General features: G+C 36.9%; 28 protein-coding genes and 1 other annotated feature. All 28 genes read right to left on the bottom strand.

The features are described 5' to 3' along the window. Positions 1-366, bottom strand: a complete 366-nt coding sequence (locus J2R98_RS01755) for a hypothetical protein (RefSeq protein WP_307065514.1) — start codon at positions 364-366, stop codon at positions 1-3. Positions 367-543: 177 nt separating this feature from the next. Next, positions 544-948: a hypothetical protein gene (locus J2R98_RS01750; RefSeq protein WP_307065511.1), complete on the bottom strand. Its 405-nt coding sequence runs from the start codon at positions 946-948 to the stop codon at positions 544-546. Positions 949-1,052: 104 nt separating this feature from the next. Further along, positions 1,053-1,412, bottom strand: coding sequence for a YciI family protein (locus J2R98_RS01745; protein WP_307065509.1), 360 nt, complete (start codon positions 1,410-1,412; stop codon positions 1,053-1,055). 131 nt (positions 1,413-1,543) lie between these two features. After that, entirely contained in the window at positions 1,544-1,864 is a 321-nt protein-coding gene (locus J2R98_RS01740) for a VOC family protein (protein WP_307065507.1), read from the bottom strand. A 349-nt stretch (positions 1,865-2,213) separates the two neighbouring features. Beyond that, entirely contained in the window at positions 2,214-2,891 is a 678-nt protein-coding gene (locus J2R98_RS01735; RefSeq protein ID WP_307065506.1) for a toxoflavin lyase-like VOC family protein, read from the bottom strand. A gap of 307 nt (positions 2,892-3,198) precedes the next feature. Beyond that, on the bottom strand, positions 3,199-3,822 hold the full coding sequence (pyrE, locus tag J2R98_RS01730) for an orotate phosphoribosyltransferase (RefSeq protein ID WP_307065504.1): 624 nt from the start codon (positions 3,820-3,822) through the stop codon (positions 3,199-3,201). Beyond that, positions 3,795-4,505, bottom strand: coding sequence for an orotidine-5'-phosphate decarboxylase (gene pyrF, locus J2R98_RS01725; RefSeq protein WP_307065502.1), 711 nt, complete (start codon positions 4,503-4,505; stop codon positions 3,795-3,797). Before pyrF ends, pyrE begins: the two co-directional genes overlap by 28 nt. Then, complete coding sequence (locus J2R98_RS01720) at positions 4,478-5,404, bottom strand: dihydroorotate dehydrogenase (protein ID WP_307065500.1); 927 nt, start codon at positions 5,402-5,404, stop codon at positions 4,478-4,480. The genes pyrF and J2R98_RS01720 overlap by 28 nt, the downstream gene beginning before the upstream one ends. Next, positions 5,401-6,162, bottom strand: coding sequence for a dihydroorotate dehydrogenase electron transfer subunit (locus tag J2R98_RS01715; protein ID WP_307065497.1), 762 nt, complete (start codon positions 6,160-6,162; stop codon positions 5,401-5,403). Before J2R98_RS01715 ends, J2R98_RS01720 begins: the two co-directional genes overlap by 4 nt. Beyond that, positions 6,159-9,359, bottom strand: a complete 3,201-nt coding sequence (gene carB / locus J2R98_RS01710) for a carbamoyl-phosphate synthase large subunit (protein WP_307065495.1) — start codon at positions 9,357-9,359, stop codon at positions 6,159-6,161. The genes J2R98_RS01715 and carB overlap by 4 nt, the downstream gene beginning before the upstream one ends. Beyond that, positions 9,326-10,450: a carbamoyl phosphate synthase small subunit gene (locus tag J2R98_RS01705; protein ID WP_307065493.1), complete on the bottom strand. Its 1,125-nt coding sequence runs from the start codon at positions 10,448-10,450 to the stop codon at positions 9,326-9,328. Before J2R98_RS01705 ends, carB begins: the two co-directional genes overlap by 34 nt. Beyond that, complete coding sequence (pyrC, locus tag J2R98_RS01700) at positions 10,443-11,714, bottom strand: dihydroorotase (RefSeq protein WP_307065491.1); 1,272 nt, start codon at positions 11,712-11,714, stop codon at positions 10,443-10,445. The genes J2R98_RS01705 and pyrC overlap by 8 nt, the downstream gene beginning before the upstream one ends. Beyond that, the gene (locus tag J2R98_RS01695; protein WP_307065490.1) at positions 11,711-12,598 is read right to left on the bottom strand and encodes an aspartate carbamoyltransferase catalytic subunit; all 888 of its coding nucleotides are present in this window, start codon (positions 12,596-12,598) and stop codon (positions 11,711-11,713) included. Before J2R98_RS01695 ends, pyrC begins: the two co-directional genes overlap by 4 nt. Positions 12,599-12,620: 22 nt before the next feature. Next, positions 12,621-13,961, bottom strand: a complete 1,341-nt coding sequence (locus J2R98_RS01690; protein WP_307065488.1) for a uracil-xanthine permease family protein — start codon at positions 13,959-13,961, stop codon at positions 12,621-12,623. Between the two features lie 153 nt (positions 13,962-14,114). Beyond that, a complete protein-coding gene (gene pyrR / locus J2R98_RS01685) occupies positions 14,115-14,654 on the bottom strand; it encodes a bifunctional pyr operon transcriptional regulator/uracil phosphoribosyltransferase PyrR (protein ID WP_307065487.1) in 540 nt (179 codons plus the stop codon). Between the two features lie 191 nt (positions 14,655-14,845). Beyond that, entirely contained in the window at positions 14,846-15,760 is a 915-nt protein-coding gene (locus J2R98_RS01680) for an RluA family pseudouridine synthase (RefSeq protein ID WP_307065485.1), read from the bottom strand. Then, positions 15,750-16,226: a signal peptidase II gene (lspA, locus tag J2R98_RS01675; protein WP_307065483.1), complete on the bottom strand. Its 477-nt coding sequence runs from the start codon at positions 16,224-16,226 to the stop codon at positions 15,750-15,752. Before lspA ends, J2R98_RS01680 begins: the two co-directional genes overlap by 11 nt. Positions 16,227-16,729: 503 nt before the next feature. Continuing rightward, a complete protein-coding gene (ileS, locus tag J2R98_RS01670) occupies positions 16,730-19,477 on the bottom strand; it encodes an isoleucine--tRNA ligase (protein WP_307065481.1) in 2,748 nt (915 codons plus the stop codon). A 72-nt stretch (positions 19,478-19,549) separates the two neighbouring features. Beyond that, positions 19,550-19,767 (bottom strand) — a binding site (T-box leader). A 117-nt stretch (positions 19,768-19,884) separates the two neighbouring features. Then, positions 19,885-20,436, bottom strand: coding sequence for a DivIVA domain-containing protein (locus J2R98_RS01665; protein WP_307066891.1), 552 nt, complete (start codon positions 20,434-20,436; stop codon positions 19,885-19,887). Positions 20,437-20,521: 85 nt separating this feature from the next. After that, positions 20,522-21,295: a YlmH family RNA-binding protein gene (locus J2R98_RS01660; protein ID WP_307065478.1), complete on the bottom strand. Its 774-nt coding sequence runs from the start codon at positions 21,293-21,295 to the stop codon at positions 20,522-20,524. Between the two features lie 22 nt (positions 21,296-21,317). Further along, complete coding sequence (locus tag J2R98_RS01655) at positions 21,318-21,581, bottom strand: YggT family protein (RefSeq protein WP_017187418.1); 264 nt, start codon at positions 21,579-21,581, stop codon at positions 21,318-21,320. 17 nt (positions 21,582-21,598) lie between these two features. After that, the gene (locus J2R98_RS01650) at positions 21,599-22,042 is read right to left on the bottom strand and encodes a cell division protein SepF (protein WP_307065475.1); all 444 of its coding nucleotides are present in this window, start codon (positions 22,040-22,042) and stop codon (positions 21,599-21,601) included. A gap of 12 nt (positions 22,043-22,054) precedes the next feature. Next, positions 22,055-22,732 carry a YggS family pyridoxal phosphate-dependent enzyme gene (locus J2R98_RS01645; RefSeq protein WP_307065473.1) on the bottom strand — a complete coding sequence of 226 codons (678 nt, stop codon included), beginning with the start codon at positions 22,730-22,732 and terminating at the stop codon, positions 22,055-22,057. Between the two features lie 26 nt (positions 22,733-22,758). Further along, a complete protein-coding gene (gene pgeF, locus J2R98_RS01640) occupies positions 22,759-23,553 on the bottom strand; it encodes a peptidoglycan editing factor PgeF (protein ID WP_307065471.1) in 795 nt (264 codons plus the stop codon). Positions 23,554-23,610: 57 nt separating this feature from the next. Continuing rightward, positions 23,611-23,853, bottom strand: a complete 243-nt coding sequence (locus J2R98_RS01635) for a YlmC/YmxH family sporulation protein (RefSeq protein WP_307065469.1) — start codon at positions 23,851-23,853, stop codon at positions 23,611-23,613. Positions 23,854-23,964: 111 nt separating this feature from the next. Then, a complete protein-coding gene (gene sigG / locus J2R98_RS01630; RefSeq protein ID WP_017187423.1) occupies positions 23,965-24,747 on the bottom strand; it encodes an RNA polymerase sporulation sigma factor SigG in 783 nt (260 codons plus the stop codon). A 130-nt stretch (positions 24,748-24,877) separates the two neighbouring features. Continuing rightward, the gene (sigE, locus tag J2R98_RS01625) at positions 24,878-25,579 is read right to left on the bottom strand and encodes an RNA polymerase sporulation sigma factor SigE (protein ID WP_307066889.1); all 702 of its coding nucleotides are present in this window, start codon (positions 25,577-25,579) and stop codon (positions 24,878-24,880) included. 19 nt (positions 25,580-25,598) lie between these two features. Continuing rightward, positions 25,599-26,510, bottom strand: coding sequence for a sigma-E processing peptidase SpoIIGA (spoIIGA, locus tag J2R98_RS01620; RefSeq protein WP_307065467.1), 912 nt, complete (start codon positions 26,508-26,510; stop codon positions 25,599-25,601). Positions 26,511-26,556: the final 46 nt, after the last annotated feature.

Here is a 26,556-nt window from a genome sequence, read left to right as displayed (position 1 = left end):
TCATTGTGAAATTACCTCTACTTTATCAGTAAGAAGCACGGGAGGGTTTGATTCTCCGACACCACAATAATAACCAACTATTCGCTTACCTATTTCTAAACCCAATTCTTCGTACTCTTCTTGGCTGAGACGGTAGTATGCACCATCATTTTCTTGTGCTAGTTTAATTAATTCGTCTCCTGTTTTATCTAAAAAGTTAAGATTTTCGACACTTGGCAAAGTTAATATGAAGTATTCTTCATTAAAAGTAGCCTTCTCTATATTAACAATGACGCCTTCGTGTCTTTTTTCAGAAGAACAATTATTTTGTTGACCACAAGCTACCAAAATAACAACAAGTATAATTAGAAATAATACTCTTTTCAAACATACACCTCCAACCAAATTAAACAATTTGGAATCCTTCACTATCCTGCTTCGTTAGTTCAACAAGGAATGTTCAACCTAATTCAAGAAACGCCCCCTCGATAGTTGAAGTGTAATACTTCACAATCCTCAGAAATAATCCGAACGATTAGATTGAATAAAACGTTCGTTTTGCTATCACTCTCTCCAAGCAGGTTTGTTTGTAGATAAAAAATCTTCAACTTCATCAATGTCCGTAGTTTGTAAAGTTAACCCTTTCGTATCAAAGACTAAAAAGGTAGGGTAACTTTCAATGTCAAAATTCCCTGTATAATCCCAAATAACGTTTTCAACCTTTGTATCCCGAGCCCATATTATACCTCCATGATAAAGAGATTCTCTATTTTCATCACTTAAAGATTGATTGATGTTCTCTATATCATTGTGTTCTCTAATATTCTCATTTTCAGAAATTGCATAAAGTGTAAAATAATTAAGAGGGTCTGGAGGTGTCATGTCATGAATCATATCATCTTTAGAAATTTCTTGGTTACACGCTGTTAGAATTACTATTGAAAAAATACTGATAAAGAATAACTTCAAAGTATCACTCCTTAATATTATTTATTCAACTCTACTGCTTCGTTAGTTGATCAACACAAAATAGTTATTAAACTCTTGCTCCCGTTACTAGAATTGGAAACACCCTAAATAATCCCTAATTCTTTTTGAATCTTATATTTGTAATCAATATATTCTTGATCAAAACCCGAGTTTTCATTTTCAATTCTGCTCATTTTATAATCCCATTGTTTTATTTCATAACTGAAGATACCATTTTTAACAGTAGGATCATTTTCAGCGAATTTAATAACATCCTCTTCATTGGCAGCATCAATAACTATTGCTCCTCCAGTTGAACCTCCAAATGGTCCAGCTAAGACTATATTTCCTTTATTATATTCTGCCTGAACATACACAGCATGTTCAGGCATAAACGGTTGATTATGTAATACTACACCATCTCTCCAATTTATAGATGGAGTTAACAATATCAAGTATCTCATGGACATTTCCCCTTTAATTAAATAAAATTTTCGTCTTGAGGTTATTAAACATTTCTGCTCACGTTAGTTTAAGAGTGATCGGTCTTATTCAAGATTTGTCCCCGTGTATTTATTACTTAATTCGAAAGAAACTAAATAGTTAGCATTGCTCCTCTTTCATCAAATGTGGAATCTGGATTGAACGCGACTTCCCAAATATTATTTTCAGGATCTGCAAAAGAAGCAGTACGCCCACCCCAAAATGCATCATCTGGTTTACTTAAAACTTTCCCACCAACGTTTTCTACCTGTTCTATTGTTAAATCAACCTGCTCTGGTTTATCTACATTAATTGCAAAAGTAACCCCTTTAAAAACATTTTTTGAATGCTGAACTTCTAATCCTGAATCATTTGCTAATTTTTCAACGGAATAGAGTGATAGCAATACTCCAACTGTTTTAAAAAACTGCATAATCTACATAACCGTGATCTGTTTCTTCCCACCTTAAGTCCTTATAGAATTTACGAAGAAGTGGTAAATCGAAACATCCAATAGTAATCAAACTTACTCTTTGTGGAACCATATTTTCTCTCCTCTAATATTTTCACTTAATACCTTGTTCAACCCTTCTGCTCACTTTAGCTAAAAATCGTTATATGTAAATGTTAACATAATATTCCAATAATATATCAGTTAAATTAAAAAGACGATCAAAATTGTTGATCGTCTTTTTTAACAATTGCCCCCCGTTGTACCATAACAAGACCCACTGGGGCTAACGGAACCCAATTAAGGTACTTCCCTTCCCAACAAAACACCATTACGCTGTTGTACTTAACTCACCGTTCGTATTAACATCTATTTTACTATTATTAGATAACGTGATTGAAAGTGGAAAGATATTAGAAATTTTTTCTGAGAAAATCCATCTTCTCCCAGGTTGGTTCAGAATGATGAATACGCCTGTCTTTCTGTCTCCCATAAAATTAAGATTTTGTTTATTTATGACTTCATTATCCCGTTCAGTTACACCAACTCTGTTTAGAGCGCCCGCTGCACTGTACACATCATTGACTGTCACACCTATTTCACTTATATTTAGAACACTCTTTATTGAGAATGATTTGTCTTGGTCTGTTTTCATTGATTGCCTTGAAATAAACTCAACCACATTACCAGATGGGTCATCAAAGTATAAAGCGCGGGCAGGTAAATGAGTAAAATCAACCTCATCTTGTCCTTCTTCTAAATTTAAACTAACTCTCTCCTTTATCCATGTTTTTGCTTCAATAAATTTATTTGAAGGAATATTGAATGCAAAATGGTAGTAAGGATTTTTTGTTACTCCATTTGAAGTAAATTCTATTTCACTACTACCGACAGCAAATCTAAAACTGTCATCATTCTCCTCTATCAAAATGAACCCTAATTGCTTAATATAAAAATCTTTCATTTCAGTTAATTTTGCTGTCTGTAAAGTCATTGTTTTAATTTCCATATAAAGTCCCCCCTTTTTAGAATAATTATTTACTAACTTAATATTGAACTCTTTTTAAGTAATCTGCTTCGTTAGTTGAATAAACGTTCTTTGTCTTATTTTACCATATAAAAATAATCACTCTGTAATTCCTGCAATTATTTATACAATTTGCATTAGAAATAACCTTGCATTATTTATACAATTTGCATTAGAAATAACCTTGCATTATAAAAACAATTTTATATGTAAAAAGTAGTTCAATTAAGGGTACAAATTACAATTCTGAACTCCTAAACTGAACTACTTAAAATGATGGTTGTTCTTTTTAACTTAACACGAGGTCATCGCGCCAATTTAATACTTGTTCTCGTTCTGCTTTTGTTATATTTCCATTCGTGGTTAATAATGAAGCGACATCATCGAAAGTTACTAGACTTTCATATTCAAAGCCTGATTCCTTAAAGTTGTCCTCAGCTTCATTTAATCCGTATGAGAAGATTGATAATACTTTTACCACGTGACACCCTTGATCTCTTAAAGCTTCAGCCGCTTTAATGGCACTTGTTCCAGTAGAAATTAAATCTTCAATTACAACAACACGTTCACCCTGATCAACTTTACCTTCAATCATGTTTTCAAGCCCATGTCCTTTTGGCTTGCTGCGTACATAAACCATCGGTAAATTCAGCTGATCGGATACAAACGCAGCATGAGGAATTCCCGCCGTTGCACAACCTGCTATTACATCTAAATCTAAATCTTTAATTTCGTTTACAAATGCTTTTGTGATTGTCTGTCTAATGTCTGGATATGACATCGTTAAGCGATTATCACAATAGACTGGCGATTGTATCCCTGAAGACCATGTAAATGGTTCTTGTACATTAACTTTTAAAGCATTAATATCGATTAACTTTTGAGCTATTGTTTGACGTGAGATGATGACCACTCCTTTAAAACTTGTTCATATGCTTCTTTAGGATTAGAAGCGTTCGTAACAGTGCGCCCAACGACGATTATGTCACTGCCATTTTTTTGGGCCAATTTCGGTGTAGCGACACGTTTTTGATCGTCGTGATGACTTTTGTTTAACCGAATGCCAGGTGTCAGTGCTAGAAATTGTTCTCCACAAGCTTGTTTAATAGATGGCACTTCTAACACTGAACAAACGACACCGTCAGCACCACTTTGCTGACTAATTGATGCATAATGTTTCACCGTCTCATCCATTGATTGAGAAATGAGTAGCTGATTATTTAGCATTTGTTCATCTGTAGACGTTAATTGCGTCACAGCTAATAACTTGGCGTGACAGTTTTCGGCGATTAAGCCCTCTTTAGCCGCCTCAATCATGCGCATACCACCAGCAGCATGCACATTTATAAGATCAGGCTCATACTGGGCTAAATTTCTCATTGATTCTTTAACCGTATTCGGGATGTCGTGTAACTTTAAATCTAAAAAAATCGGATGACCTTGTTCCGTTAAATAATTAAGTACTCGTTCACCTTCACGGTAAAACAGTTGCATACCGACTTTTACTGGTATTTTTGACAAGTTGTTGTTTTCTAACAATTGTTTTGCTTCTTGTAAACTCTTAACATCTAAAGCGAGATAGACGGATTGTGACACCTTGACTCCCTCACTTCCTGAATTGAATTAAATTGATAGTTACCTAATGTATTTGGAAGTTCGTTAATGAGCTTTTGACAAATGAATGGATCTTTAAAGTTAGCCGTACCAACTGCTACAGCATCGGCCCCTGCAAGTAGAAACTCTATGACATCTTCTGCACTTGAGATCCCACCCATACCGATAATTGGTAGGTTTGTTTGTTTTCTTACTTCATGGATCATTCTAATCGCAATCGGTTTAATAGCCGGTCCTGATAGTCCACCAGTTTGGTTAGCGATCACTGGCTGACGACTATGTAGATCCAGTCGCATTCCTGTTAATGTATTAATCATAGCCAACCCATCTGCTCCTGCATTTTCTACAGCTTCAGCTATTTGAATGACATTAGTCACATTAGGGGATAACTTAACAAAAACTGGTTTTGAACTGACGGATTTTACCGCTGAAGTCACTTCATATGCTAGTTGAGGATCTGTACCAAACTGGACGCCTCCCTCTTTCACATTCGGACAAGATATGTTTAGCTCAAGCGCTTTAATAACCTGTTCTTTAGCCATTTTCTCAGCAACGTGTACATATTCTTCAAGTGTACTGCCTGCGATATTAGCAATAATCGGTGTTTCGTAGTTTTCAAGAAACGGCAGTTCATGTTCAATAATGCCATCGACACCAGGATTTTGTAGACCTATCGCATTCAGCATCCCTGACGACGTTTCTGCAACACGAGGAGTTGTGTTGCCATATCGCGCCTCTCCTGTAGCAGCTTTAATAGCAATTGCACCTAGTGTATTTAAGTCGTAAAACTGACTAAACTCTTTTCCAAAACCGAAACAACCTGAAGCAGGCATAATCGGATTTTTAAGCTCTAGTCCCCCTAAAGATACGGCTAGATTCATAACAACACCTCACTTGCTTTTAATACAGGACCATCCTGACAAATTTTAACGTAACCTTTCTTGCTACGGTACTCACAAACACATGCAAAACAAGCACCGATACCACATCCCATTCGCTCTTCTAAAGATAAATACCCTTCTAAATGTGTTAGCTGGTTTTGAACCGCCTTTAACATGCCATTCGGCCCACAAGCATAAAACGTTGTAAAAGGTTCATCAAATTGGTTGATCACATCGGTTACTATCCCTGAGTGACCATAAGAGCCATCGTCAGTCGCAATGTAAGTCGTTGCATATTGACTAAATTGCTGTTCGTAAAAAACAAATTCTTTCGATTGAAAACCCAATACTGCTGTTACGTTGTTATGTTGTGATAGACGCTTTGTGACGTGGTATAAAGGAGGGACACCGACCCCTCCACCGACAATTAAAATATTGTCACCTACATGATGATCTAAATCAAAACCATTACCGAGTGGCCCTAAAACGTTCACAACATTAAATTCTTCACGTTTACTTAACCACTTCGTTCCTTCACCCATCACTTTATAAATAATCGTTATTAAACCCTTCTCTTCATCTAAGTCAGCGATTGAAATAGGTCTTCGCAACATATGTTCATTTCCTTCTCCTATTTCAACATGGATAAACTGACCCGAATTTGCACGTTGAGGGATTGTTTCGCTAGTTAAGACCATTTCAAAAGTATCAAGTGCGATTAGTCTATTTTTAATAACGGTCATTTGTTCTTGGATCATACTGTCACAACCTCTTGTTTAGGCATTGGACTCGCAGAAAAGCTCATAGATTCAATGACAGTTAATATCGCTTCTGCTGTGTCTAATGAAGTTAGACAAGCAATTCCGTGTTCGACTGCCTCACGACGAATTCTAAATCCATCTGTGTGTGTTTGTTTCCCTCTAGACAAAGTGTTAATAACAAACTGTACTCTTCCTTCTTCAATGACATTTAAAATATTTCGTTCATGATCAGCAATTTTATTAACCTCTTCAACTGGTAGACCATGTTGCTTTATAATACTCGCTGAACCAGTTGTTGCATATAGTTGGAAACCGAGTGCATGGAAACGCGTCGCAAGGTTAACCATTTCTTGTTTATCTTGATCAGCTACAGTAAGAAGTACGGCTCCTTCTGTTGGAACTTTAAGTCCAGAAGCAATGATCCCTTTGTATAAAGCTTTTTCTAAAGTGTTGTCACGACCGATTACTTCTCCAGTCGATTTCATTTCAGGTCCTAACGTAATTTCGACACTACGCAATTTCTCAAATGAGAATACAGGTACTTTAACAGAGATTGTACTGTCTTCTTCTATTAAGCCTGAACTATAACCTAATTCGGCTAAAGTTCTTCCTAACATGACTTGAGTTGCTAAATTCGCCATCGTTACACCCGTTACTTTACTTAAAAATGGAACCGTTCTACTTGAACGCGGATTAACTTCTAAAACGTACACTTCATCTTCATGATAAACGAACTGAATATTGATGAGACCTTTAACATCTAGTTCTCTAGCAATCTCTGTTGTAATTTGAGCACACGTTTGTTTAACCGATTCAGGTATACTTTGTGTCGGGTAAACCGCAATTGAGTCACCAGAGTGCACTCCAGCTCGCTCAATATGTTCCATCATGCCAGGAATCACAACCGTTTCACCATCACTGATTGCATCAACCTCCAATTCTTGACCGACTAAATATCGGTCAATTAAAACTGGTCGATTCGGATGAACACTAACCGCTTCTTCCATATAGCGATCTAAGTCACCTTCTTCGTAAACAATCTCCATCGCACGGCCACCTAACACGTAAGAAGGTCGCACTAAAATCGGATACCCGACATCACGTGCTAAGTCGATTGCTTCTTCCTTGCTTGTTGCGATCTTAGCTTTTGGCCTTGCAATATTAAGCTTCTCTAACATTTGTTCAAATTGATCACGGTCTTCAGCGCAATCAATCGCAGATTTCGATGTACCTAATATTTCTACTCCTCGTTCTACAAGCTCATCAACTAAAGAGATCGCTGTTTGGCCACCGAATTGGACAATGACACCATCTGGTTGCTCAACGTTAATAACATGCATCACATCTTCAATTGTTAAAGGCTCGAAATACAGTTTATCGGATATATGAAAGTCTGTTGACACGGTTTCAGGGTTATTGTTAATAATAATCGCTTCATATCCTGCTTCTTTTAAAGCTAAAACAGAATGTACCGTTGCGTAATCGAATTCAATTCCTTGACCGATTCTTATTGGACCAGAACCTAGTACAACAACTTTTTTGCGATTCGAAGCAAAAGACTCTGTCTCTTGTTCGTACGTGCTATAAAAATATGGTGTTTCAGATTCAAATTCTGCTGCACACGTATCGACCATTTTATAAACTGGTTTGATATGTTCTTCTAATCGCCAATCATATACGATCTTCTCTTCAGTGTCCCAAAGTCTTGCTAACGTTTGATCGGAGAAACCTAAACGCTTTGCGTAAACAGTCATGTCATAATCATATGGAACACTTTTCAGTTGTTGTTCAAGCTTAATTAAACCTTCCAGCTTACGTAAGAACCAATAATCTATTTGTGTTAAATTAAAAATTTCTTCTAGTTTAAAATCTCTTCTAAAAGCTTCAGCAATTAGAAACAATCTCTCATCATCTGCTTTTTGTAACCTTTTTAGTAGTTCAGTGTTCGCTAATTGTCTTAGCTTTGGGATATACAACTCTTGTGTACCGATTTCTAGTGACCTTACTGCCTTATGAAGTGATTCTTCAAAATTACGACCAATCGCCATTACTTCACCTGTCGCTTTCATTTGTGTGCCTAACGTACGATTAGCAGCTTGGAATTTATCAAAAGGCCACCTTGGGATTTTAGTGACAACATAGTCTAATGACGGTTCGAAATGAGCATAAGTTCTGCCCGTTACAGGATTTTTCATTTCATCTAACGTTAAGCCGACTGAGATCTTCGCTGCTAGCTTCGCAATAGGATAACCTGTTGCTTTAGAAGCTAGTGCTGAAGAGCGACTCACACGTGGGTTTACTTCAATCACGTAGTATTGAAAACTATTTGGATCTAATGCCAATTGGACGTTGCAGCCACCCTCAATATTTAACGCTCTAATAAGTTTAAGTGAAACATCACGCAACATTTGGTATTCACGATCGCTTAACGTTTGTGATGGCGCAACAACGATTGAATCACCTGTATGGACACCGACTGGATCAAAATTCTCCATATTACATACGACTATTGCATTATCATTTGAGTCACGCATCACTTCGTACTCAACTTCTTTAAATCCAGCAATATTTCGTTCTATTAGACATTGGTTGGCTGGTGATACAGCTAACCCGTTTTGAACGGTATCAATCAATGACTGTTCATCATCACACATACCACCACCAGTTCCACCTAATGTATACGCTGGACGAACAATGATAGGATAACCAATTATATTTGCAAATTCGACAGCATCTTCTACAGTACTGACAATCGTACTTTCAGGAATAGGTTCATTTAATTCAATCATAAGCTGTCTAAATAATTCTCGGTCCTCTGCCTTTTCGATTGCTTCTAGATTTGTGCCGAGCAACTCGACATTATATTGTTGGAGCACCCCTCTTTGATCGAGTTCAGTCGCTAAGTTCAAGCCAGTTTGACCACCTAAAGTAGCTAGTAAAGCATCAGGACGCTCTTTGCGAATAATTTTCGATAAAAATTCAGGGGTTAAGGGCTCCATATAAACGACATCTGCAATTGTGTCATCGGTCATGATCGTTGCTGGATTTGAGTTAGCTAGAATCACTTCGTAGCCTTCTTCTTTTAACGCCTGGCATGCTTGTGTACCTGAGTAATCAAATTCAGCTGCCTGCCCGATAATAATTGGACCAGATCCAATGACTAAGATCCTACGAATATCTGTTCTTTTTGGCATAATGTAACCCCTCCTGCTTTATTTTCGTTCATCATGTTTAAAAATTGATCAAATAAGACATTTGCATCACTTGGTCCTGGTGAGCTTTCTGGGTGAAATTGAACTGAAAAGATTGGTAAACTTTCATGTTCTATGCCTTCAATCGAACCATCATTGATTGCTTGGTGTGTCACTTTAAGTTTTGTATGTTTAATAGATTCAATTGATACTGTATAACCATGGTTTTGTGAAGTCATCCAAGCTTCACCTGTTTCGATCACTTTAACTGGGTGATTCGCACCACGATGACCAAACTTAAGTCTTTCAGTATTAGCACCACAAGCTAGAGAAATGAGCTGATGCCCTAAGCAAATGCCGAAGATGGGAACTTTACCAATCAACCCTTTGACAAGGTCAATCCCCTCTGATACATCTTTTGGATCTCCAGGACCGTTTGATAACATAATGCCGTCTGGTTGAAGCTGCATTACTTCATCTGCTGTTGTATCATAAGGTACGACTGTGACGTGACACCCTCTTTCAGTTAACTCTCTTAAAATACCATGCTTCATTCCATAATCAACCAACACAACTCGAAGTCCTCTTCCTGGCACAACATATGGTTTAGCGGCTGACACTTGGCTGACTTGATCTTTCGGCAGTGATGTTTGTTTGACGTGATCTATAATTTGATCTAAATTAGCTAAGTCATCTATTAAAATACCTTTCATCGTTCCACTCTGGCGAATCTTTTTCACTAAACTACGTGTATCGATCCCTTCAAGACCAGGAACACCTTTTTGTTTTAAAAACTCACCAATAGACACTTCACTTCTGAAGTTTGAAGGATCGTTTTCTGCTTCTTTAACGATTAAAGCTTTTAAAGCAGGTCTTACCGTTTCAAAATCATCCCGATTTATACCATAATTGCCGATTAACGGATAAGTCATGACAACCATCTGGCCATAATAAGAGGGGTCCGATAAAGTTTCTTGATATCCTGTCATGCCTGTTTGGAATACAACTTCACCAACGACATCATTTAACTCGGCTCCAAATGCTCGCCCTTCATAAACAGTTCCATCTTCTAACAACAAATAACGTTTAGACATAAGTCTCCTCCTTTTTCCAAACCACTTTTCCATCAACGATTGTTAATGTCGGGATCCCTTTTACTTTCCAACCTTGAAATGGTGTATTCTGACCTTTTGAGTAGAAAGTTGATGCTACAATTGATTCTTCTTGTTCAAGATCAATCAGTACAAGGTCAGCCTTTGAACCAACTCGTAACGTCCCATAAGGTAAATTAAACAATTGAGCAGGCTTAACGGTTAACCAATCAATGAGTTGTTCTAATGTGAATTTATTGCTTTGTACGAAATGTGTATATAGTAACGGGAAGGCAGTTTCTAAGCCGACAATACCAAATGGAGACTGCATAAATCCGTTTTCTTTCTCTTCACGCGTATGAGGTGCGTGGTCAGTTGCGATGCAGTCAATCGTGCCATCAAGTAAACCTTCGGTTAATGCTTGGCGATCAGCTTCCCCTCGAAGTGGCGGGTTCATTTTATAATTGGCATCATCTTCTGGTATATCGAGTTCTGATAATAGTAAATGGTGTGGTGTTACCTCGGCTGTAACGTTAACGCCTGCTCGTTTAGCATCGCGAATAACACGAACCGATTCTTTCGTACTAACGTGGCAAACGTGATAGTGGCAACCTGTCGCTTCAGCTAACAGAATATCACGTGCAATGTGGATGGATTCACTTACAGAAGGGATTCCTGGTAAGTCTAGCTCTTTATTTTTTAAGCCATCGTGCATAACACCGCCATATATTAACGAGTTATCTTCACAATGAGCAACGATCGGTTGGTTTAGTTTTGCTGATTGTTGCATGGCCTCAAACATTTTACCTGCTGTTTGAACACCAACGCCATCATCAGTAAAAGCAACCGCTCCTTGATTCGTTAAGGTATCAAAACCGACTAATTCATTTCCTAATTGTCTAGTCGTAATAGATGCGTAAGGTAAGACGCGTACATGGGCATTTTCTTCTATTAGTGAATTAATACGTTCTAAATTCTCTTCACTGTCTGGTACAGGCCGTGTATTCGGCATCGCACAAACTGTCGTAAAGCCACCTCGAGCCGCGGCCATTGAACCTGTTGCAATCGTTTCTTTTGCTTCACCCCCTGGTTCACGAAAATGGACGTGTAAATCAACGAAACCCGGGAATAAATGCTGTCCTTTACCATCAATAATCTCATCTACTTGATCAGTTTTTACTGAACCAATTCCTGCGATCAACCCATTTTCAATTAATACATTTGTATTAGCTTCTTGTAGTTTGATGTTTTTGATTAATGTTTTCATAAAAAGCTCCCCCTTTTATGTAGTAGGTTATATATAATGGCTTGCCTAATATAAACTCCATTTTCCATTTGGGTGAAAATTTTTGATTTAGAACTTTCGACTAAACTTGAATCAATCTCTACTCCTCTATTAACAGGTGCTGGGTGCATGATGATACTAGAATCCGGTAAAAAAGCTTCTCGTTCAACTGTTAAACCGTAACTTCTTAAATAAGCGTTTTCATCATAGGATTGTTCATCATGGCGTTCAGCTTGCACGCGTAAGAGCATGAGTACATCAGTGTCGTTTAATACATCATCTAAATTCACATAAGGATACGGAAGCTCATGGTCTTGCCATTCGTCTTTAGCAACTAAACGGACATTGGCTCCTAAGCGACTTAATGCATGCGCATTCGACTTTGCTACACGACTATGTTTAATATCACCACAAATTGTGACATTCAAATTAGAAAAATCATTAAATTGCTCTTGGATTGTCATAAGATCAAGCAGACACTGTGATGGATGCTCACCAGAACCATCTCCACCGTTAATGACTGGAATATTCACGCCCTCTAGCTGTTTGTAATATTGTTGATCTGGATGGCGAATGACAACGAAGTCCGCACCTAATACTTCAACCGTCTTCACCGTGTCATAAAGTGACTCACCTTTTGTGACACTCGATGATTCTTTTGAGAAACCCAACAATTGAATACCTAACTTATGACAAGCCATTTCAAAGCTTAACTTTGTACGTGTAGAAGGTTCATAAAATAGTAGAGCTCCTGTTTTATGATTCAGATCACTTTGATCCATTTCATTCGTTTTAAACTTATGTGCTAAATCTAACAAACCGTGAAGGTCACGATTTGTTAGATCATCCATTTTAAATAGATTCATAGTTTTTGCACCCTCTTCGCCATTAATCTTCAAACATGTTCCCATTACCTTCAGCATGTTCACGACCAGGCAGGACTTGATTTAAAATGACACCAATTACTGTTGCTAAAGCTAGGCCTGGAATTTCTACCGTTTCAGTTACTGGAATGACTGCTCCTCCAATTCCAATCACTAATATGACAGATGAGATAATTAAGTTTCTTTTTACACCTAAATCGACTTGATTATCGATTAACATTCTCATACCGCTAGAAGCGATGACACCGAATAGTAAGATCGAAACACCGCCCATAACAGCTGCTGGGATTGATTCAATTAACACTGAAATTAAGTCAATAAACCCGAAGAAAATCGCAAGCAATGCCGCTCCTCCGATGACAAACACACTGAACACTCGTGTAATTGCTAAGACACCAATATTTTCACCGTACGTCGTATTTGGTGGTCCACCGAGTGCTGAAGCAATAATTGTAGCTGCACCATCACCCATTAATGATTTATTTAAGCCAGGTTGTTTAATGAAGTTGCGATTCGTTACTTTTGATAACACCATTTGGTCACCAATGTGCTCTGTAATTGTTACGAAAGCAACAGGTACCATAATAAACGCAACAGACCATGTTAAAACCTCAAGCGGTTGATAATCTACAAATGGAACGATGAAATCAGGTGTCACGAACAATGCGCTCATAAACTCACCAACAGATTGACTGCTTGTTAAATTGTTCCAACTTTCATTTATACCGCTAGTATTTACAATCCCAGTTAAAATTGCAGTAACATAACCGCCAACAATTCCTAATAAAATGGGGATTACATTCCAAAAACCTTTTAAAAATACAGAAGCAATCACCGTAATCAACAAAGTCACACTCGCGACAAATACATATGTTAACTCAACTTCTCCGTTTGAATTATGCATCGCCATATCAATGGCAGTTGGTGCTAAACCAAGACCGATCACCATAATTACTGGGCCAACGACAACTGGTGGCAATATTTTCAGTAGCCAGTTCACACCACTCATTTGGATCATTAATGCAACAACACCGTAAACAATACCAGCTAGAAAGGCACCGACCATCGCTCCAGCTAATCCATCAGCAGCACTTGCTGCTATTATTGGGGCTATAAACGCAAAGCTGGACCCTAAATACGCTGGAATTTGCCCTCTAGTAATCAGTAAGTAAGCTAACGTCCCTAAACCACTCGTCACGAGCGCCACGTTTGGTGGCATTTCAATTAAGTAAGGTACTAAAATCGTTGCCCCGAACATGGCGAATAAATGTTGTAAACTTAACAACAACCATTTATTCCAGTGTGGTACTTCTTGAACATCTAATACTTTATTCTCTCTGTCCATCTGTAACTCTCCCTTTAATCTTTTAGAGTATAAAAAAACCTCTTTGCGAAAGGTCGCAAAGAGGTACACGTACACATACTATTCCCCGTATGTACGCTTACTTCACGACCTTTTTAGCCTCTCTGGACTAATGTTTAAAGGTCTTCTATTTTATTATTCGTAAATACTGACTTGTTCTATCTCATCAGTTTCTTCTAGCTGAACTTTTATGACCTCTTGTAATGAGGTTGGAATATTTTTGCCTACATAATCAGCTCTAATTGGTAATTCGCGATGCCCGCGATCGATTAATACAGCTAATTGAATTTGCTTCGGTCGATCAATGTCCATAACAGCATCCATCGCCGCTCGTACCGTTCGACCTGTAAATAGCACATCGTCAATTAAAATAACGGTTTTTCCATTAAGGTTATGATCGATATTCGATTGATTAACTTTTGCTTCTTCTTGTTCATCTATATTAGAAAGGTCGTCCCGATAAAGCGAAATATCAAGTTCACCAGTCGAAACTGTAACGCCTTCAATTTGTTCGATCGCTGATTGAATTCGTTTAGCAAGGGGCATTCCTCTCGTTTTAATCCCGACTAACACTAAGTCATCTGTTCCTTTGTTCCGCTCAATGATCTCATGAGAAATGCGTTTAATCGCTCGAGATATTGCTGGTTCGTCTAAAAGTTGCGTTTTTTCTTTCAACTTGACCCCTCCTGTCTTTTGCTATAAATATAAAAACCCCCTTTTGCTACACCAAGGTAACAAAAGAGGGTATACTTAGTCATACTAATCCCTATTTATTCATCGTTACCTTGATAGCCTCTCTGGACTATACTTAAAGGTTTTCATATTTTATTTCTTAGTTATTAATTCTACCGTTTTAAACACAAAAGTCAAGGCATCATTTTAATTTTCTCAATTGTATCTAAAAAGATTTGTGGTGGTTCTGCCGTTACACTTACTGTCTCATCTGTAATTGGATGTGCAAATTCTAACTTTTTAGCATGTAAAGCCTGACCTTGAACATCCAACGTTTTTCTTTGACCATACTTTGGATCACCGACTAATGGATGATCAATATATTTAAAATGAACACGAATTTGGTGCGTTCTACCGGTTTCTAATTCACATACAACACGTGTGAAGCTTTCGTATTTATCGACCACTGTAAAATGCGTAACCGCATGTTTACCTTCATCAACGATCGCCATTTTTTGGCGGTCATTAGGGTCGCGACCAATCGGTGCATCAATTGTGCCTAATTCATGTGAAATTACGCCGTGAACTAATGCTTCGTATTGTCTTTTAATTTCTTTATTTTGTAACTGCTCTGACAACTTCTCGTGAGCTTGGTCATGTTTAGCGACTACTAATAAGCCACTTGTATCTTTATCAATTCGGTGTACAATACCTGGTCGATAAACACCGTTAATACCTGATAGATCATCACAATGATGTAATAAAGCGTGGACAAGTGTTCCGTTTTCATGTCCATGTCCAGGGTGCACAACCATACCTTTTTCTTTATTAACGACTAAAATATGCTCATCTTCATAGCGTATATCTAAAGGAATGTTCTCAGGTTCAATCGACATCTCTTTCGGTTGAGGAATCTCCCATATTAATTCATCACCTAATTGGCATTTATAATTATTTTTTACATGCTGACCATTAACTGTTACATAGCCATTTTGGATCCAAGTTTGAACTTGACTACGTGATGCTTCGTCGTTCAATTGAGATAGTACTTGATCAATACGTTTATTCTGACATGTTTCATCGATTGTCATTTGTTGTTTATTCGTCATCGTTTTTCATCCTTTTGTTATTCCATTCATCAAACAAAATTAAAATAATAATAATAGTTACACCAATTGTTAAAGCGATGTCAGCAACGTTAAAAATTGGGAAATTATAATTAAATATTGTGAAGTCTAGAAAATCAACTACTTCTTGCATGACTACTCGGTCTATAAAGTTTCCAATCGCTCCACCTAATATAAGTGCGAAGCCTGTATTTAGTAGTTTGTAGCCATTTGAGTATTGTCTCATGTAATAAACAATGACACCAACAACGAACATTGTTACTATATAAAACAACCACATTTGTCCTTGTAACATTCCCCAAGCTGCTCCGCTATTACGATGTGATGTTATGTAGAAGAATCCCGAGATTACTTCGATCGATTCATGGACGTTCATCGCTTGGATGATGATCCATTTTGTCATTTGATCTAAAGCTACAATTAATAGCGCGATAATATAATAAATCAATGGTTTACCTCCATCTCTTTAACGTTCCTATTGCATTTTACCATAAAACGAATTTAAAGACGATTTAAAATTATGTGGTTCTATTTCAAATGTGGTGGTGTAAAGATTTACACCGTCCACTTATTATCCTTTTAACGAATACATTTCATCGCTACATCAAAACGCTTCGCTTTCCGCGGGCACGGCTCGAGCTGAAGATCCACTGGGGAAAGTGCATTTCTTTCCCCAGTTAGCTGAAGCCGTGCCCCTGCATAGAAAACACTGCGACAAACAACCGAAGGGAGTTTGAGCAGATGTTGCACTTGTGCCCTGTAGGTGCAAGCGTCCGCCGAAAGCGAGTCACAAACCAACGGTTCATTCATCAACTTCTATAATGACCGTTGTAATAAAGGACACCACCACATTTAGTATAGAGCCAAATATGTTTACTCTAAGACATTCCTAGATACAAAAAGATGATCTCGATTAGACGAGATCACCTTTCTGAAAAAAGTTATTTGCATTTACAGTTGTACGACCGTGTTTGCACAACGTTCACATAAGTCTGGGTATGAATCGTCAGCACCTACTGAATGTGATGCAACCCAACAACGTTGACACTTTTCACCAGTATGCTTCTCAACAGCGACAGATACATTTTCAAAAACTTTAGCTGTCTCATAATCGTTTGTTAATTCGACTTCTGAAACAATTAAGTATTGGTGAAGGTTTTCTACTGACTCAAGTAATTCTAATGTTGATTCATCTTTCGGTACAATCGTCACCTTAGCTTCTAGTGATTTACCGATCACTTTATCGTTACGAGCTTCCTCTAACGCTTTTAAAACATCTTCACGAATAGACATTAATTGTTGCCATTTAGCTTTCGTTTCTTCTTCACCTTCTACAGTTCTAGCCTCTGGTAGATCCGTTAACTGAACACTTTCAGCTTCGACACCAGGGATATAATCCCAAATTTCATCTGACGTGTGAGATAATATAGGTGACAGTAGTTGTGTAAGACTGACTACGATTTCATGATATACCGTTTGAATACTGCGACGACGTTTACTGTCCGGTTCCTCAATGTATAAAACATCTTTAGCGAAATCTAAGTAGAATGCGCTTAAATCCACTGTACAGAAGTTATTAATCGTATGATAAATCGTTGAGAATTCATAGTTGTCATATGCTTTTCGTACTTTACCAACCGTTTCTTGTAAACGGATTAACATATAACGATCGACTTCTTCTAATTCACTTTCAGCTAGCTTGTGTGTGCTTGGTTCGAAATCATGTAAATTACCTAATAAGAAACGCATCGTATTTCTAATTTTACGGTAAACTTCAGAAACTTGTTTTAAAATTTCATTGGATACACGAACGTCAGCACCGTAATCAGTGCTTGCTACCCATAAGCGTAAAATATCTGCACCTAACTGCTTCATTACTTTTGAAGGAACCATCACATTACCTAATGATTTACTCATCTTACGGCCATCTCCATCTAGAGTAAAGCCGTGACTTAAAATACCTTTATAAGGTGCTTTACCAGTAATTGCAACAGACGTCGTTAAAGAAGAGTTGAACCAACCACGATATTGGTCTGAACCTTCTAAGTATAAATCAGCCGGGCGAGATAAGTCTTCACGCTCTTCTAAAACTGCTTGGTGAGTCGATCCAGAGTCGAACCAAACATCCATAATGTCTGTTTCTTTCGTAAACTGACCATTCGGACTACCCGGATGAGTGAAACCTTCTGGTAATAGTTCATTTGCTTCTTTTTCGAACCAAATATTTGAACCATGCTCACGGAACAAGTTCGAAACGTGTTCAATCGTTTCATCAGTAATAATTTCCTCACCGTTTTCCGCATAGAATACAGGAATTGGTACACCCCATACGCGTTGACGAGAAATGCACCAGTCTTCACGGTCTTTTACCATGTTGTGCATCCTTGTCTCACCCCATTCAGGGTGCCAATCAACATCTTTAATAGCTTGCAATAATTCATCACGGAAATCGCTAACTGATGCAAACCATTGCGATGTTGCACGGAAAATCGTTGGCTTCTTCGTACGCCAGTCATGAGGATATGAGTGTGTCATAAATTCTAATTTTAACAATGCACCAGATTCCTCTAATTGTTCAGTGATCGCTTTGTTAGCTTTATCATAAAACTCACCTTCAAAGCCTGGCGCTTCACTAGTGAATACACCTTTCTCATCAACTGGGCACAGGACATCTAACCCATATTGCTTTCCAATCCAAAAGTCATCTTCACCATGACCAGGAGCTGTGTGTACACAACCTGTACCTGACTCCGTTGTAACGTGATCTCCTAAAATGACTAATGAATCGCGGTCATACAATGGATGTTGAGTAACAACGCGCTCTAATTCTTCACCTTTGTATGTTTTAACGACTGAAGGATTTTCCCAATCAGCTTTTTCAGAGACTTCACCTAACAGGTCTTCTGCAATGATAAATTTACCTTGTTCAGTGCTTACAACAGCATAAGTAACTTCAGGGTGTAGAGCGATTGCTAAGTTAGCTGGAATCGTCCAAGGTGTCGTCGTCCAAATGACGAATTTCTCATCACCTTCTAATACGCCATTAGTTTCTTTAACATCAAAAGCTACATAAATTGAAGGTGAACGTTTATCTTGGTACTCAATTTCAGCTTCTGCTAATGCTGATTCAGATGAAGGAGACCAATAAACAGGTTTTTTACCTTTATAAATATATCCACGCTTTGCCATGTCACCAAACACTTTAATTTGCTGCGCTTCAAAAGCTGGATCCAATGTAATATAAGGATTTCCCCAATCACCACGGACACCTAGTTGTTTAAATTGCGTACGTTGGTTATCTAATTGTTGTAAAGCATATTCTTCGCACATTTTTCTAAATTCAGCAATTGGTAACTTTTTGCGGTCAATTTTCTTCTTTTTCGTTAAGGCTGTTTCAATTGGTAAACCGTGTGTGTCCCAACCAGGAACGTACGGAGCATGAAAGCCTGACATTGACTTATAACGTACGATAAAGTCTTTTAACACTTTGTTTAAAGCGTGCCCCATATGAAGGTCACCGTTCGCATACGGAGGACCATCATGTAAGATGAACAGTGGTCGATTTTTTGTTCTTTCTTGAACTTTTTCATAAATCTTGTTTTCATCCCAAGCTTTTTGCATTTCTGGTTCACGGTTTGGTAAATTACCACGCATCGGAAACTCAGTTTTGGGCATTAATAACGTTTCCTTGTAGCTCATATAAATCCTCCTTAAAGTTATAAAACCTTGTTAAAAGACATCTGTAGAAACAAAAAAACTTGCCCATCCCTAAAAAGGGACGAACAAGTTCGCGGTACCACCCTAATTGAATGAACAAAATAGTTCATTCCACTTAGCATTCGTAACGTGAATGTCACGTCCTTTTCTACTTTGAAGTTCAAAAAGGAAGCTCAAGGATGATCTTCCTTAAAGGGTTGTTACTAGGCTCTCACCGTCCCTAGATCGCTTAAACAACTGACTTTAAGTACTGTTCCTATCGACGCTTTTAAGTTTATAAACACAACATGTGTTAAGTTCATTTTCATGATAAAAATTATAGGTAATTTCATTCATGAAGTCAAGGTTTATTATTCATTATACATATTAATGTTTCTTTTTAAACGTGATTATGATTCAGAATTAGAGTGAGTTTGATAACTGTTTGTTTGATTATGGTAGTTTGATTCTAACTGCATATCTTCATCTTCTTCTGAATCAATTTCAAACAGATCTTCCCAATCTTCATTCTCAATAATATCGAGTTGTGCTTCTACTAACATTTTTAGACGTGTACGGAACACTTTAGCTTGCTTTTTCAGCTCTTCAATTTCCATCGAAACTTGACGAGACTTAGCTAATGCATCATTAACAATTCGATCGGCATTCTTTTCTGCTTCTTTAATAATCAGCTTAGATTCTTTATTCGCATTATTTTTCACTTCATCTGCCGTCTCTTGAGCGACAAGGATTGAGCGGTTTAAAGTCTCTTCAATGTTACTAAAGTGACCTAATTTCTCTTCTTTTTCATTAACTCGTTCTTCTAAAGCTTTCTTCTCACGAATCACTTTTTCAAAGTCTTTTATGACTTGGTCTAAAAATTCATTAACTTCATCTTCATCATAGCCACGAAAAGCTCTAGTAAACTCTTTATTATGAATATCTAATGGCGTTATGCCCATCATTCGAACCCCCTCTATTGCTCTTGCGCTTTTCCTTAATTTATTATTTCGACAAGAAGTTTCATACTCCTGCTAACTTCTGCAATTATTTTAATTTAGCAGTTTTAATGCGAACTTTGTTTTTTCTCGTCTCACCTAAAAGGTCGACAATCTTACTTCTTCCGTAGGACTTTAAAGATATTAAATCTCCAGACTCTAATTGAAAGGAAGGGTTATTGACAATTCGATAATTGACTTTAACTGCTTCCTTCTCGATGTATGTCTGAGCTTTTTGACGTGAGATTTGATAGATTTCTTTCAAAACAACATCAAGTCTAGTGGATGAGACCGTACCTTCTTGGTCTTGCCAATGATGAACAGGTTTTAAAACATTTGCCTCATCAACTTCTTTCAATGTGATTCGTGTATTTTTTATCTTCTCTACATTCATCTTCAAATAAAGCGCTAAGTCTTGATCACATATAATTTGAAATTGACCATCCTTCACTACTAGGTCACCAAGTTTTTTTCGATGTAAGCCTAATGACATGATTGTGCCTAACAAATCACGGTGTGAAAGTGATACAAACTTAGACGCGTATGTACCTTGTAAGATGCTTATATTAAAATCTTTAAAGTTGATCGTTTCATAAAAAGGAGCCAACAAAGCTCTTTTTCGTTCTGCATATTCATATCCGCCATTAAAAGACAGTTGCAAATTTTCATCCTGTCCGATAATAGACTTGAAAATCAATTGTTCTCTTGGATCAAGAAAATCACTAACAACTGGTACGTAGTTACGTTCGACTTGATCTTTCCAGTCTAATACTTGATCTATGAACGGTTGTTCCTCTGGGCGAAAGTGCTGGTATAAATCCATGACCTTCCTCTTCCTTTAATCATTAAAATAACATGCCAAATAGTACAATAAGTCCTTGTGATGCTAAGTGTAACGTAATAATTGCAACGATTGGCGAAATATCGATCATTCCTAATGGTGGAACAAACTTACGAAATGGTTCCAAATACGGTTCACATGCTTTTGCTAAAAACTGACCAAATTGTGATTCTCTAGCTCCAGGGAACCATGACATAAAAATATAACCAATTAGCATAAAGGAATATATTTGAACTCCTAATAATATTAAACTTAGTAACGCATCCACACGCCTTACACCCTTTCCTATTTATAATCGAAACTCGAATCGTTAAACAGTTCTGAAATACTACCTGAAATATCTACGTGATCTGGTGTACATAGAAAAGTTTGTTGACCGAGTTTTTGTATATTGCCGCTTAAAGCATAGACCGTACCACTTAAAAAGTCAACAATACGAACACTTGTATGATGGTCTAGTCTTTGTAGATTAACGACGACTGATTTTTTCTTCACAATATGATCAGCTATATCTTGTGCTTCATCAAAATCAGCTGGTTCACACAGGACCATTTTTGTATCGTTTTGGATTGATGTTAAGCTCACGACGTTGTCTTGATTTTGATTTTTGAATTTTTTTGCTGGTTCTTCCTTTTGTTCAACTTCGTGTTCTTCACGTTTCGGTGTTTCTTCATAAGTTGCTCGTTCATCTAAGTCAAAAAATGATTTGAACTTGTCTTTAAAACTCATCGGAATCCTCTCCTATACTTCTTTTCCAACTAATTTTGAGCCTATACGAATATGGGTCGCACCTTCTTCAATTGCGATATGATAATCATTACTCATCCCCATCGATAACTGATCACAAGGTGCATGAGGAAATTGGTGACATTGCACTTCATCTCTTACTTCTCTTAATTTCCTAAAACATTGCCTAATATACTGTTCATCTTCAGTGAGTGGTGCCATCGTCATTAATCCAACGACTTTAACATTTGGATAGTTTGCTAGACTTTCTATAAATGGAACTACCTCTTCTGGCTCTATGCCGTGTTTTGACTCTTCACCGCTCGTATTAACTTGCACGAAACACGGAACTTCTCGATTAGATCTTTTGTTGATTTCTTTTGCTAATGATTTACGGTCTAATGAGTGAATGCTATCGACATAATCAATTATACCTTTAACTTTCCGTGATTGTAGAGTACCAATAAAGTGATAATTGGCAGCTTGTCCAATCGATTCGTACTTCTCTAAAAAACCTTCTAGACGATTTTCACCTAAATGCTGTACACCAGCATCAATTGCTTCTTGAGCTGTTTCATTAGAAACATACTTCGTAACAGCAATTATTTGAATGTCTGCAGGGTTACGCTCAACGCGTTCACATATTTGTTTAATTTCTTCTTGTATTTGTTGATATCGTTCACTTACTGACATTGTGTGCAACACCCTTGCTACGATTTTTATAAGGATAAAAAGGCCATCATTCTACCCGTTTGGCCTTTGTCTCTTCTAAATGAAAAAAAGAGCTGTTCATCTTCATAAGTGCAGTATTGAGAAATTTCAATTTGGTTTGTTAATAAACCTAATTCTTTTAAATATAAATAGTTTAACATTTTTAGGTCGAGCAAATAACGGTCTTCTTGTTGACTAGGTTTTAATACTTCTTCATAGTATTTTTGAGGGATTTGCTCAATCACTCGTTCGTCAACTTCATAGTGATCTTGAGAGATACAAGGTCCGATCATGACTTCTATTTCTTCTAATTGCACACCTTTAGACAAGAGAGCTTCTATGACATAGTGACTAATTCCACCAACCGTTCCTTTCCAACCTGCGTGCGCTAATCCAATCCAGCCTCGCTCTGGCGCGATGAAATAAAGCGGAACACAGTCTGCATAAAAAGTAACTAATGTATGACTAGGATCATTGGTAATCATCCCATCTGCATCTATAGCCGGTTTGTCGTGTGAAACTTTATTGCAATCAATTTCAGTTAAGTCAATCACTTTAGTACTGTGAACTTGTTTTAAACAGCACCATTGATCTAAAGGTTGTTCAATTTGATCACTTATGTATTGTCGGTTTTTTAAAACATCTTCTACTCTGTCATTAACGTGAATACCAACATTCAACGAGTTATAGGGTGTATGACTATACCCATTTAGGCGTGTTGAAAAACCTGCTGTATAACCGAGTTCTTTCCACTTGGAATTAATGAGGTGATTTGTATAATTATAATCTAAAATTTCTGCCATAGTAGAACTCCTCTATATAGTATTTTACCACATTTCGCACTATTTTTCTTATTTCATTTAAGGAGAATGTTTCATCATTCTCACTAATATGACATCCGAGCCGATCTTTTCAATTTGAGACCAAGAAATTGCAATCTCTTCTTGTTCACCAAAGACGCCGAACCACTTTCCTTTTACTGAGACGACTAACGACAGTATAACGCCTACTGTTACATCTAATTCTAAGTCGCTAATAAAGCCAATCTTTTCACCGTTCTCAACCTCAATGATATCTTTTGTTTGTAATTCTGACAATAACATATAATCACGCCTCCTCACTATTAATACTATATGAAGAGAACCACGATAAAAAAACCTCCATATTGAACTCGTTTCAAGTTAATAACAAGTCCAACATAGAGGTCTAACATTTTAAGAGTCTAATACGGTTTTATTCATTTCTTTAATTGCGGATTTTTCTAACCTAGACACTTGAGCTTGCGATATACCGATTTCATCAGCTACTTCCATCTGTGTCTTACCTTCAAAGAATCTTTGATTAATAATCAATTTCTCACGTTCATTTAACTTTTTAATCCCTTCACGAATTGCTAGTTCATTTAACCAAGAGGAGTCTTTTTGTTTATCGTCCTTAAGTTGATCCATTACAAAGATTGGGTCACTGCCGTCATTATAAATTGGCTCAAACAATGACACAGGATCTTGAATTGCATCTAAAGCAAAAATAATATCCTCATGAGGGATGTCCATTTCTTTTGCAATCTCCTGTGTTGTTGGTTCAGTAGAACGTTGACTCATTAAATCTTCTCTTACTTGCAAAGCCTTATAAGCAATATCACGTAATGAACGAGAAACTCGGATTGGATTGTTATCTCTTAGATAACGTCTAATCTCACCGATTATCATCGGTACAGCATAGGTTGAAAATTTAACATTTTGGCTAAGGTCAAAGTTATCTATTGATTTCATTAAACCGATACAACCAACTTGAAACAAGTCATCAACATTCTCTCCACGATGATTAAAACGTTTAATAACACTTAATACTAAACGTAAATTACCGTTAACGAGCTCTTCTCTAGCTTGTTCATCACCTGATTGTAAACGTTTAAATAAAAACCTCATTTCATCATTTTTCAACACTGGTAACTTTGACGTATCAACACCACAAATCTCAACTTTATTTCTTGTCATGCTAGCCCCTCCCACCTGGAGATGATGTCATCTACATTTTTTCCAGAATGGGATTTTTTATGCGATAAACTTTAAAGAATACGACATAACACAGCCCTTGAATATCATTTGAATCCAAGGGCTGTAAGGGTTAGACCATTTTATTAAATTCTCGTTTTAATCGTCTAATTATTTTCTTTTCTAACCTTGAAATATAAGATTGCGATATACCTAATTGATCGGCAACATCTTTTTGTGTTTGTTCTTCATATCCACTTAAGCCAAAACGCATCTCCATAATTTGCTTCTCACGACCGTTTAACGTAGATAAGGCTGACTTTAACAAAGTTTTATCCACAAAAGACTCTAAATCTTTCGTTATGATATCTTCTTCAGTTCCTAAAACATCTGATAATAACAGCTCATTTCCATCCCAATCAACATTTAACGGTTCATCAAATGACACTTCAGTTTTTCTTTTATTATTTCTTCTTAAGTACATTAAAATCTCATTTTCGATACAACGCGATGCATAAGTTGCTAACTTAATTTTCTTTTCTGGATTAAATGTATTAACTGCTTTTATAAGTCCAATAGAACCAATACTAATTAAATCTTCAATATGAATACCTGTATTCTCAAACTTCTTCGCTATATAAACAACTAAACGCAAGTTATGTTCAATTAACATTGATTTAGCTGCTTGATCTCCTTCCATCATTCGGTCTAACACATGTCGCTCTTCATCTTTTGACAAAGGAGGTGGTAGTGCTTCACTTCCTCCAATATAATAAATTTCATCTCGCTTAATTTTTAGTTTAACAATTAATTTTAAATAAAAACGTTGCAACATATTCCAAATTCGACGCAATTTAAGATACCCCCTCTACATCTTTAACCCTCATTCTTTTTGATTGAAAAAGTAACGGGTTCAACAAACATTGAACATTCATTTGCCTAGAGAAATGTCCATAATGCACTCCGATGTAGACTTTCTTAGTTGATATAATCTCATGAGCCATATGCACTTTAACTTCCTCCGCTAAAAAAGCGGGTAATAAACCTTGTTCGCCTCCTGCTTTCTGATAAGGAATGAATTGAAGTTCATCATCCAAACTTAAAAGATCCATTTGTTCGTAACGTTTTAATAACTCCACTTTTTCTTCATCAACCCAATTTTTGAAAGTCGATTCATCAACTAATATGACCGGATGCTGCGTCAACGGGTGTTTTAATTGGTTACCAGTATCTAAAAAGCTATTCAAGTCGACATCACGGTTCTCATGTGAAATTGTAATAGAAAATTGTTGTTGAGATCGTAATTTAAACATCGTTAATTGTTGAAGTTGATCCTTAGTGAAATAAACTGCGATTGGAAACATAATTAATACAACAACCCAACTAACAGCATCTCCAAATGGAGCGTGGTTACTAATCACCATCTCCGTATTCGTCATAATGAAGTAATGGAGACCAAATACAGCACCACCAATAGAAAAGTTAATTAAGTAAAAGCTAAAAAATCGAATTAAAAAGACTTTAAAATACTGATATGAAAAAGCAATCAAAATAATAAATACAGAATACCCTAACTTAAAGATAGGAGAATCTAATATCCCCCAATTAAGGAGTAGTGTTAAAGGAATAATTAACGATGCAAATAAAGCTCCTAGAAAAATTCTCACATGTGAAAAAGAGTTTTTGGTCACCCAAGCAACCAAAAGTAAGATCATCCAATCAAATAATAGGTTTAATAGCCATATCAAATCTACATATAATTGCACGTTTCACATCCTCTTTATTTCCTTATAGCCAGTATAAAAAAAGAAG

Origin of the sequence: Alkalibacillus filiformis (assembly GCF_030814115.1) — a bacterium.
Taxonomy (GTDB): domain Bacteria; phylum Bacillota; class Bacilli; order Bacillales; family Alkalibacillaceae; genus Alkalibacillus; species Alkalibacillus filiformis.
Note: the sequence above shows the minus strand (reverse complement) of the source record. Positions and strands in the feature narration are given on the sequence as shown.

Coding starts and splice junctions, on each gene's coding strand:
- J2R98_RS01690 (WP_307065488.1), bottom strand. CDS start 13,961: ATGGACAGAGAGAATAAAGTATTAGATGTTCAAGAAGTACCACACTGG.
- J2R98_RS01715 (WP_307065497.1), bottom strand. CDS start 6,162: ATGATCCAAGAACAAATGACCGTTATTAAAAATAGACTAATCGCACTT.
- J2R98_RS01705 (WP_307065493.1), bottom strand. CDS start 10,450: ATGTCTAAACGTTATTTGTTGTTAGAAGATGGAACTGTTTATGAAGGG.
- J2R98_RS01650 (WP_307065475.1), bottom strand. CDS start 22,042: ATGAGTTTTAAAGACAAGTTCAAATCATTTTTTGACTTAGATGAACGA.
- J2R98_RS01660 (WP_307065478.1), bottom strand. CDS start 21,295: ATGGATTTATACCAGCACTTTCGCCCAGAGGAACAACCGTTCATAGAT.
- J2R98_RS01740 (WP_307065507.1), bottom strand. CDS start 1,864: ATGCAGTTTTTTAAAACAGTTGGAGTATTGCTATCACTCTATTCCGTT.
- pyrC (WP_307065491.1), bottom strand. CDS start 11,714: ATGAAAACATTAATCAAAAACATCAAACTACAAGAAGCTAATACAAAT.
- sigE (WP_307066889.1), bottom strand. CDS start 25,579: ATGTTGCAACGTTTTTATTTAAAATTAATTGTTAAACTAAAAATTAAG.
- J2R98_RS01645 (WP_307065473.1), bottom strand. CDS start 22,732: ATGTCAGTAAGTGAACGATATCAACAAATACAAGAAGAAATTAAACAA.
- J2R98_RS01745 (WP_307065509.1), bottom strand. CDS start 1,412: ATGAGATACTTGATATTGTTAACTCCATCTATAAATTGGAGAGATGGT.
- J2R98_RS01680 (WP_307065485.1), bottom strand. CDS start 15,760: ATGACGAATAAACAACAAATGACAATCGATGAAACATGTCAGAATAAA.
- J2R98_RS01635 (WP_307065469.1), bottom strand. CDS start 23,853: ATGTTATTGTCAGAATTACAAACAAAAGATATCATTGAGGTTGAGAAC.
- J2R98_RS01720 (WP_307065500.1), bottom strand. CDS start 5,404: ATGAATCTAGCCGTATCTTTAGGGGGACTAGAGCTTAAAAATCCGATT.
- J2R98_RS01695 (WP_307065490.1), bottom strand. CDS start 12,598: ATGAATCTATTTAAAATGGATGATCTAACAAATCGTGACCTTCACGGT.
- ileS (WP_307065481.1), bottom strand. CDS start 19,477: ATGAGCTACAAGGAAACGTTATTAATGCCCAAAACTGAGTTTCCGATG.
- pgeF (WP_307065471.1), bottom strand. CDS start 23,553: ATGGCAGAAATTTTAGATTATAATTATACAAATCACCTCATTAATTCC.
- J2R98_RS01665 (WP_307066891.1), bottom strand. CDS start 20,436: ATGGGCATAACGCCATTAGATATTCATAATAAAGAGTTTACTAGAGCT.
- J2R98_RS01735 (WP_307065506.1), bottom strand. CDS start 2,891: ATGGAAATTAAAACAATGACTTTACAGACAGCAAAATTAACTGAAATG.
- sigG (WP_017187423.1), bottom strand. CDS start 24,747: ATGACAAGAAATAAAGTTGAGATTTGTGGTGTTGATACGTCAAAGTTA.
- carB (WP_307065495.1), bottom strand. CDS start 9,359: ATGCCAAAAAGAACAGATATTCGTAGGATCTTAGTCATTGGATCTGGT.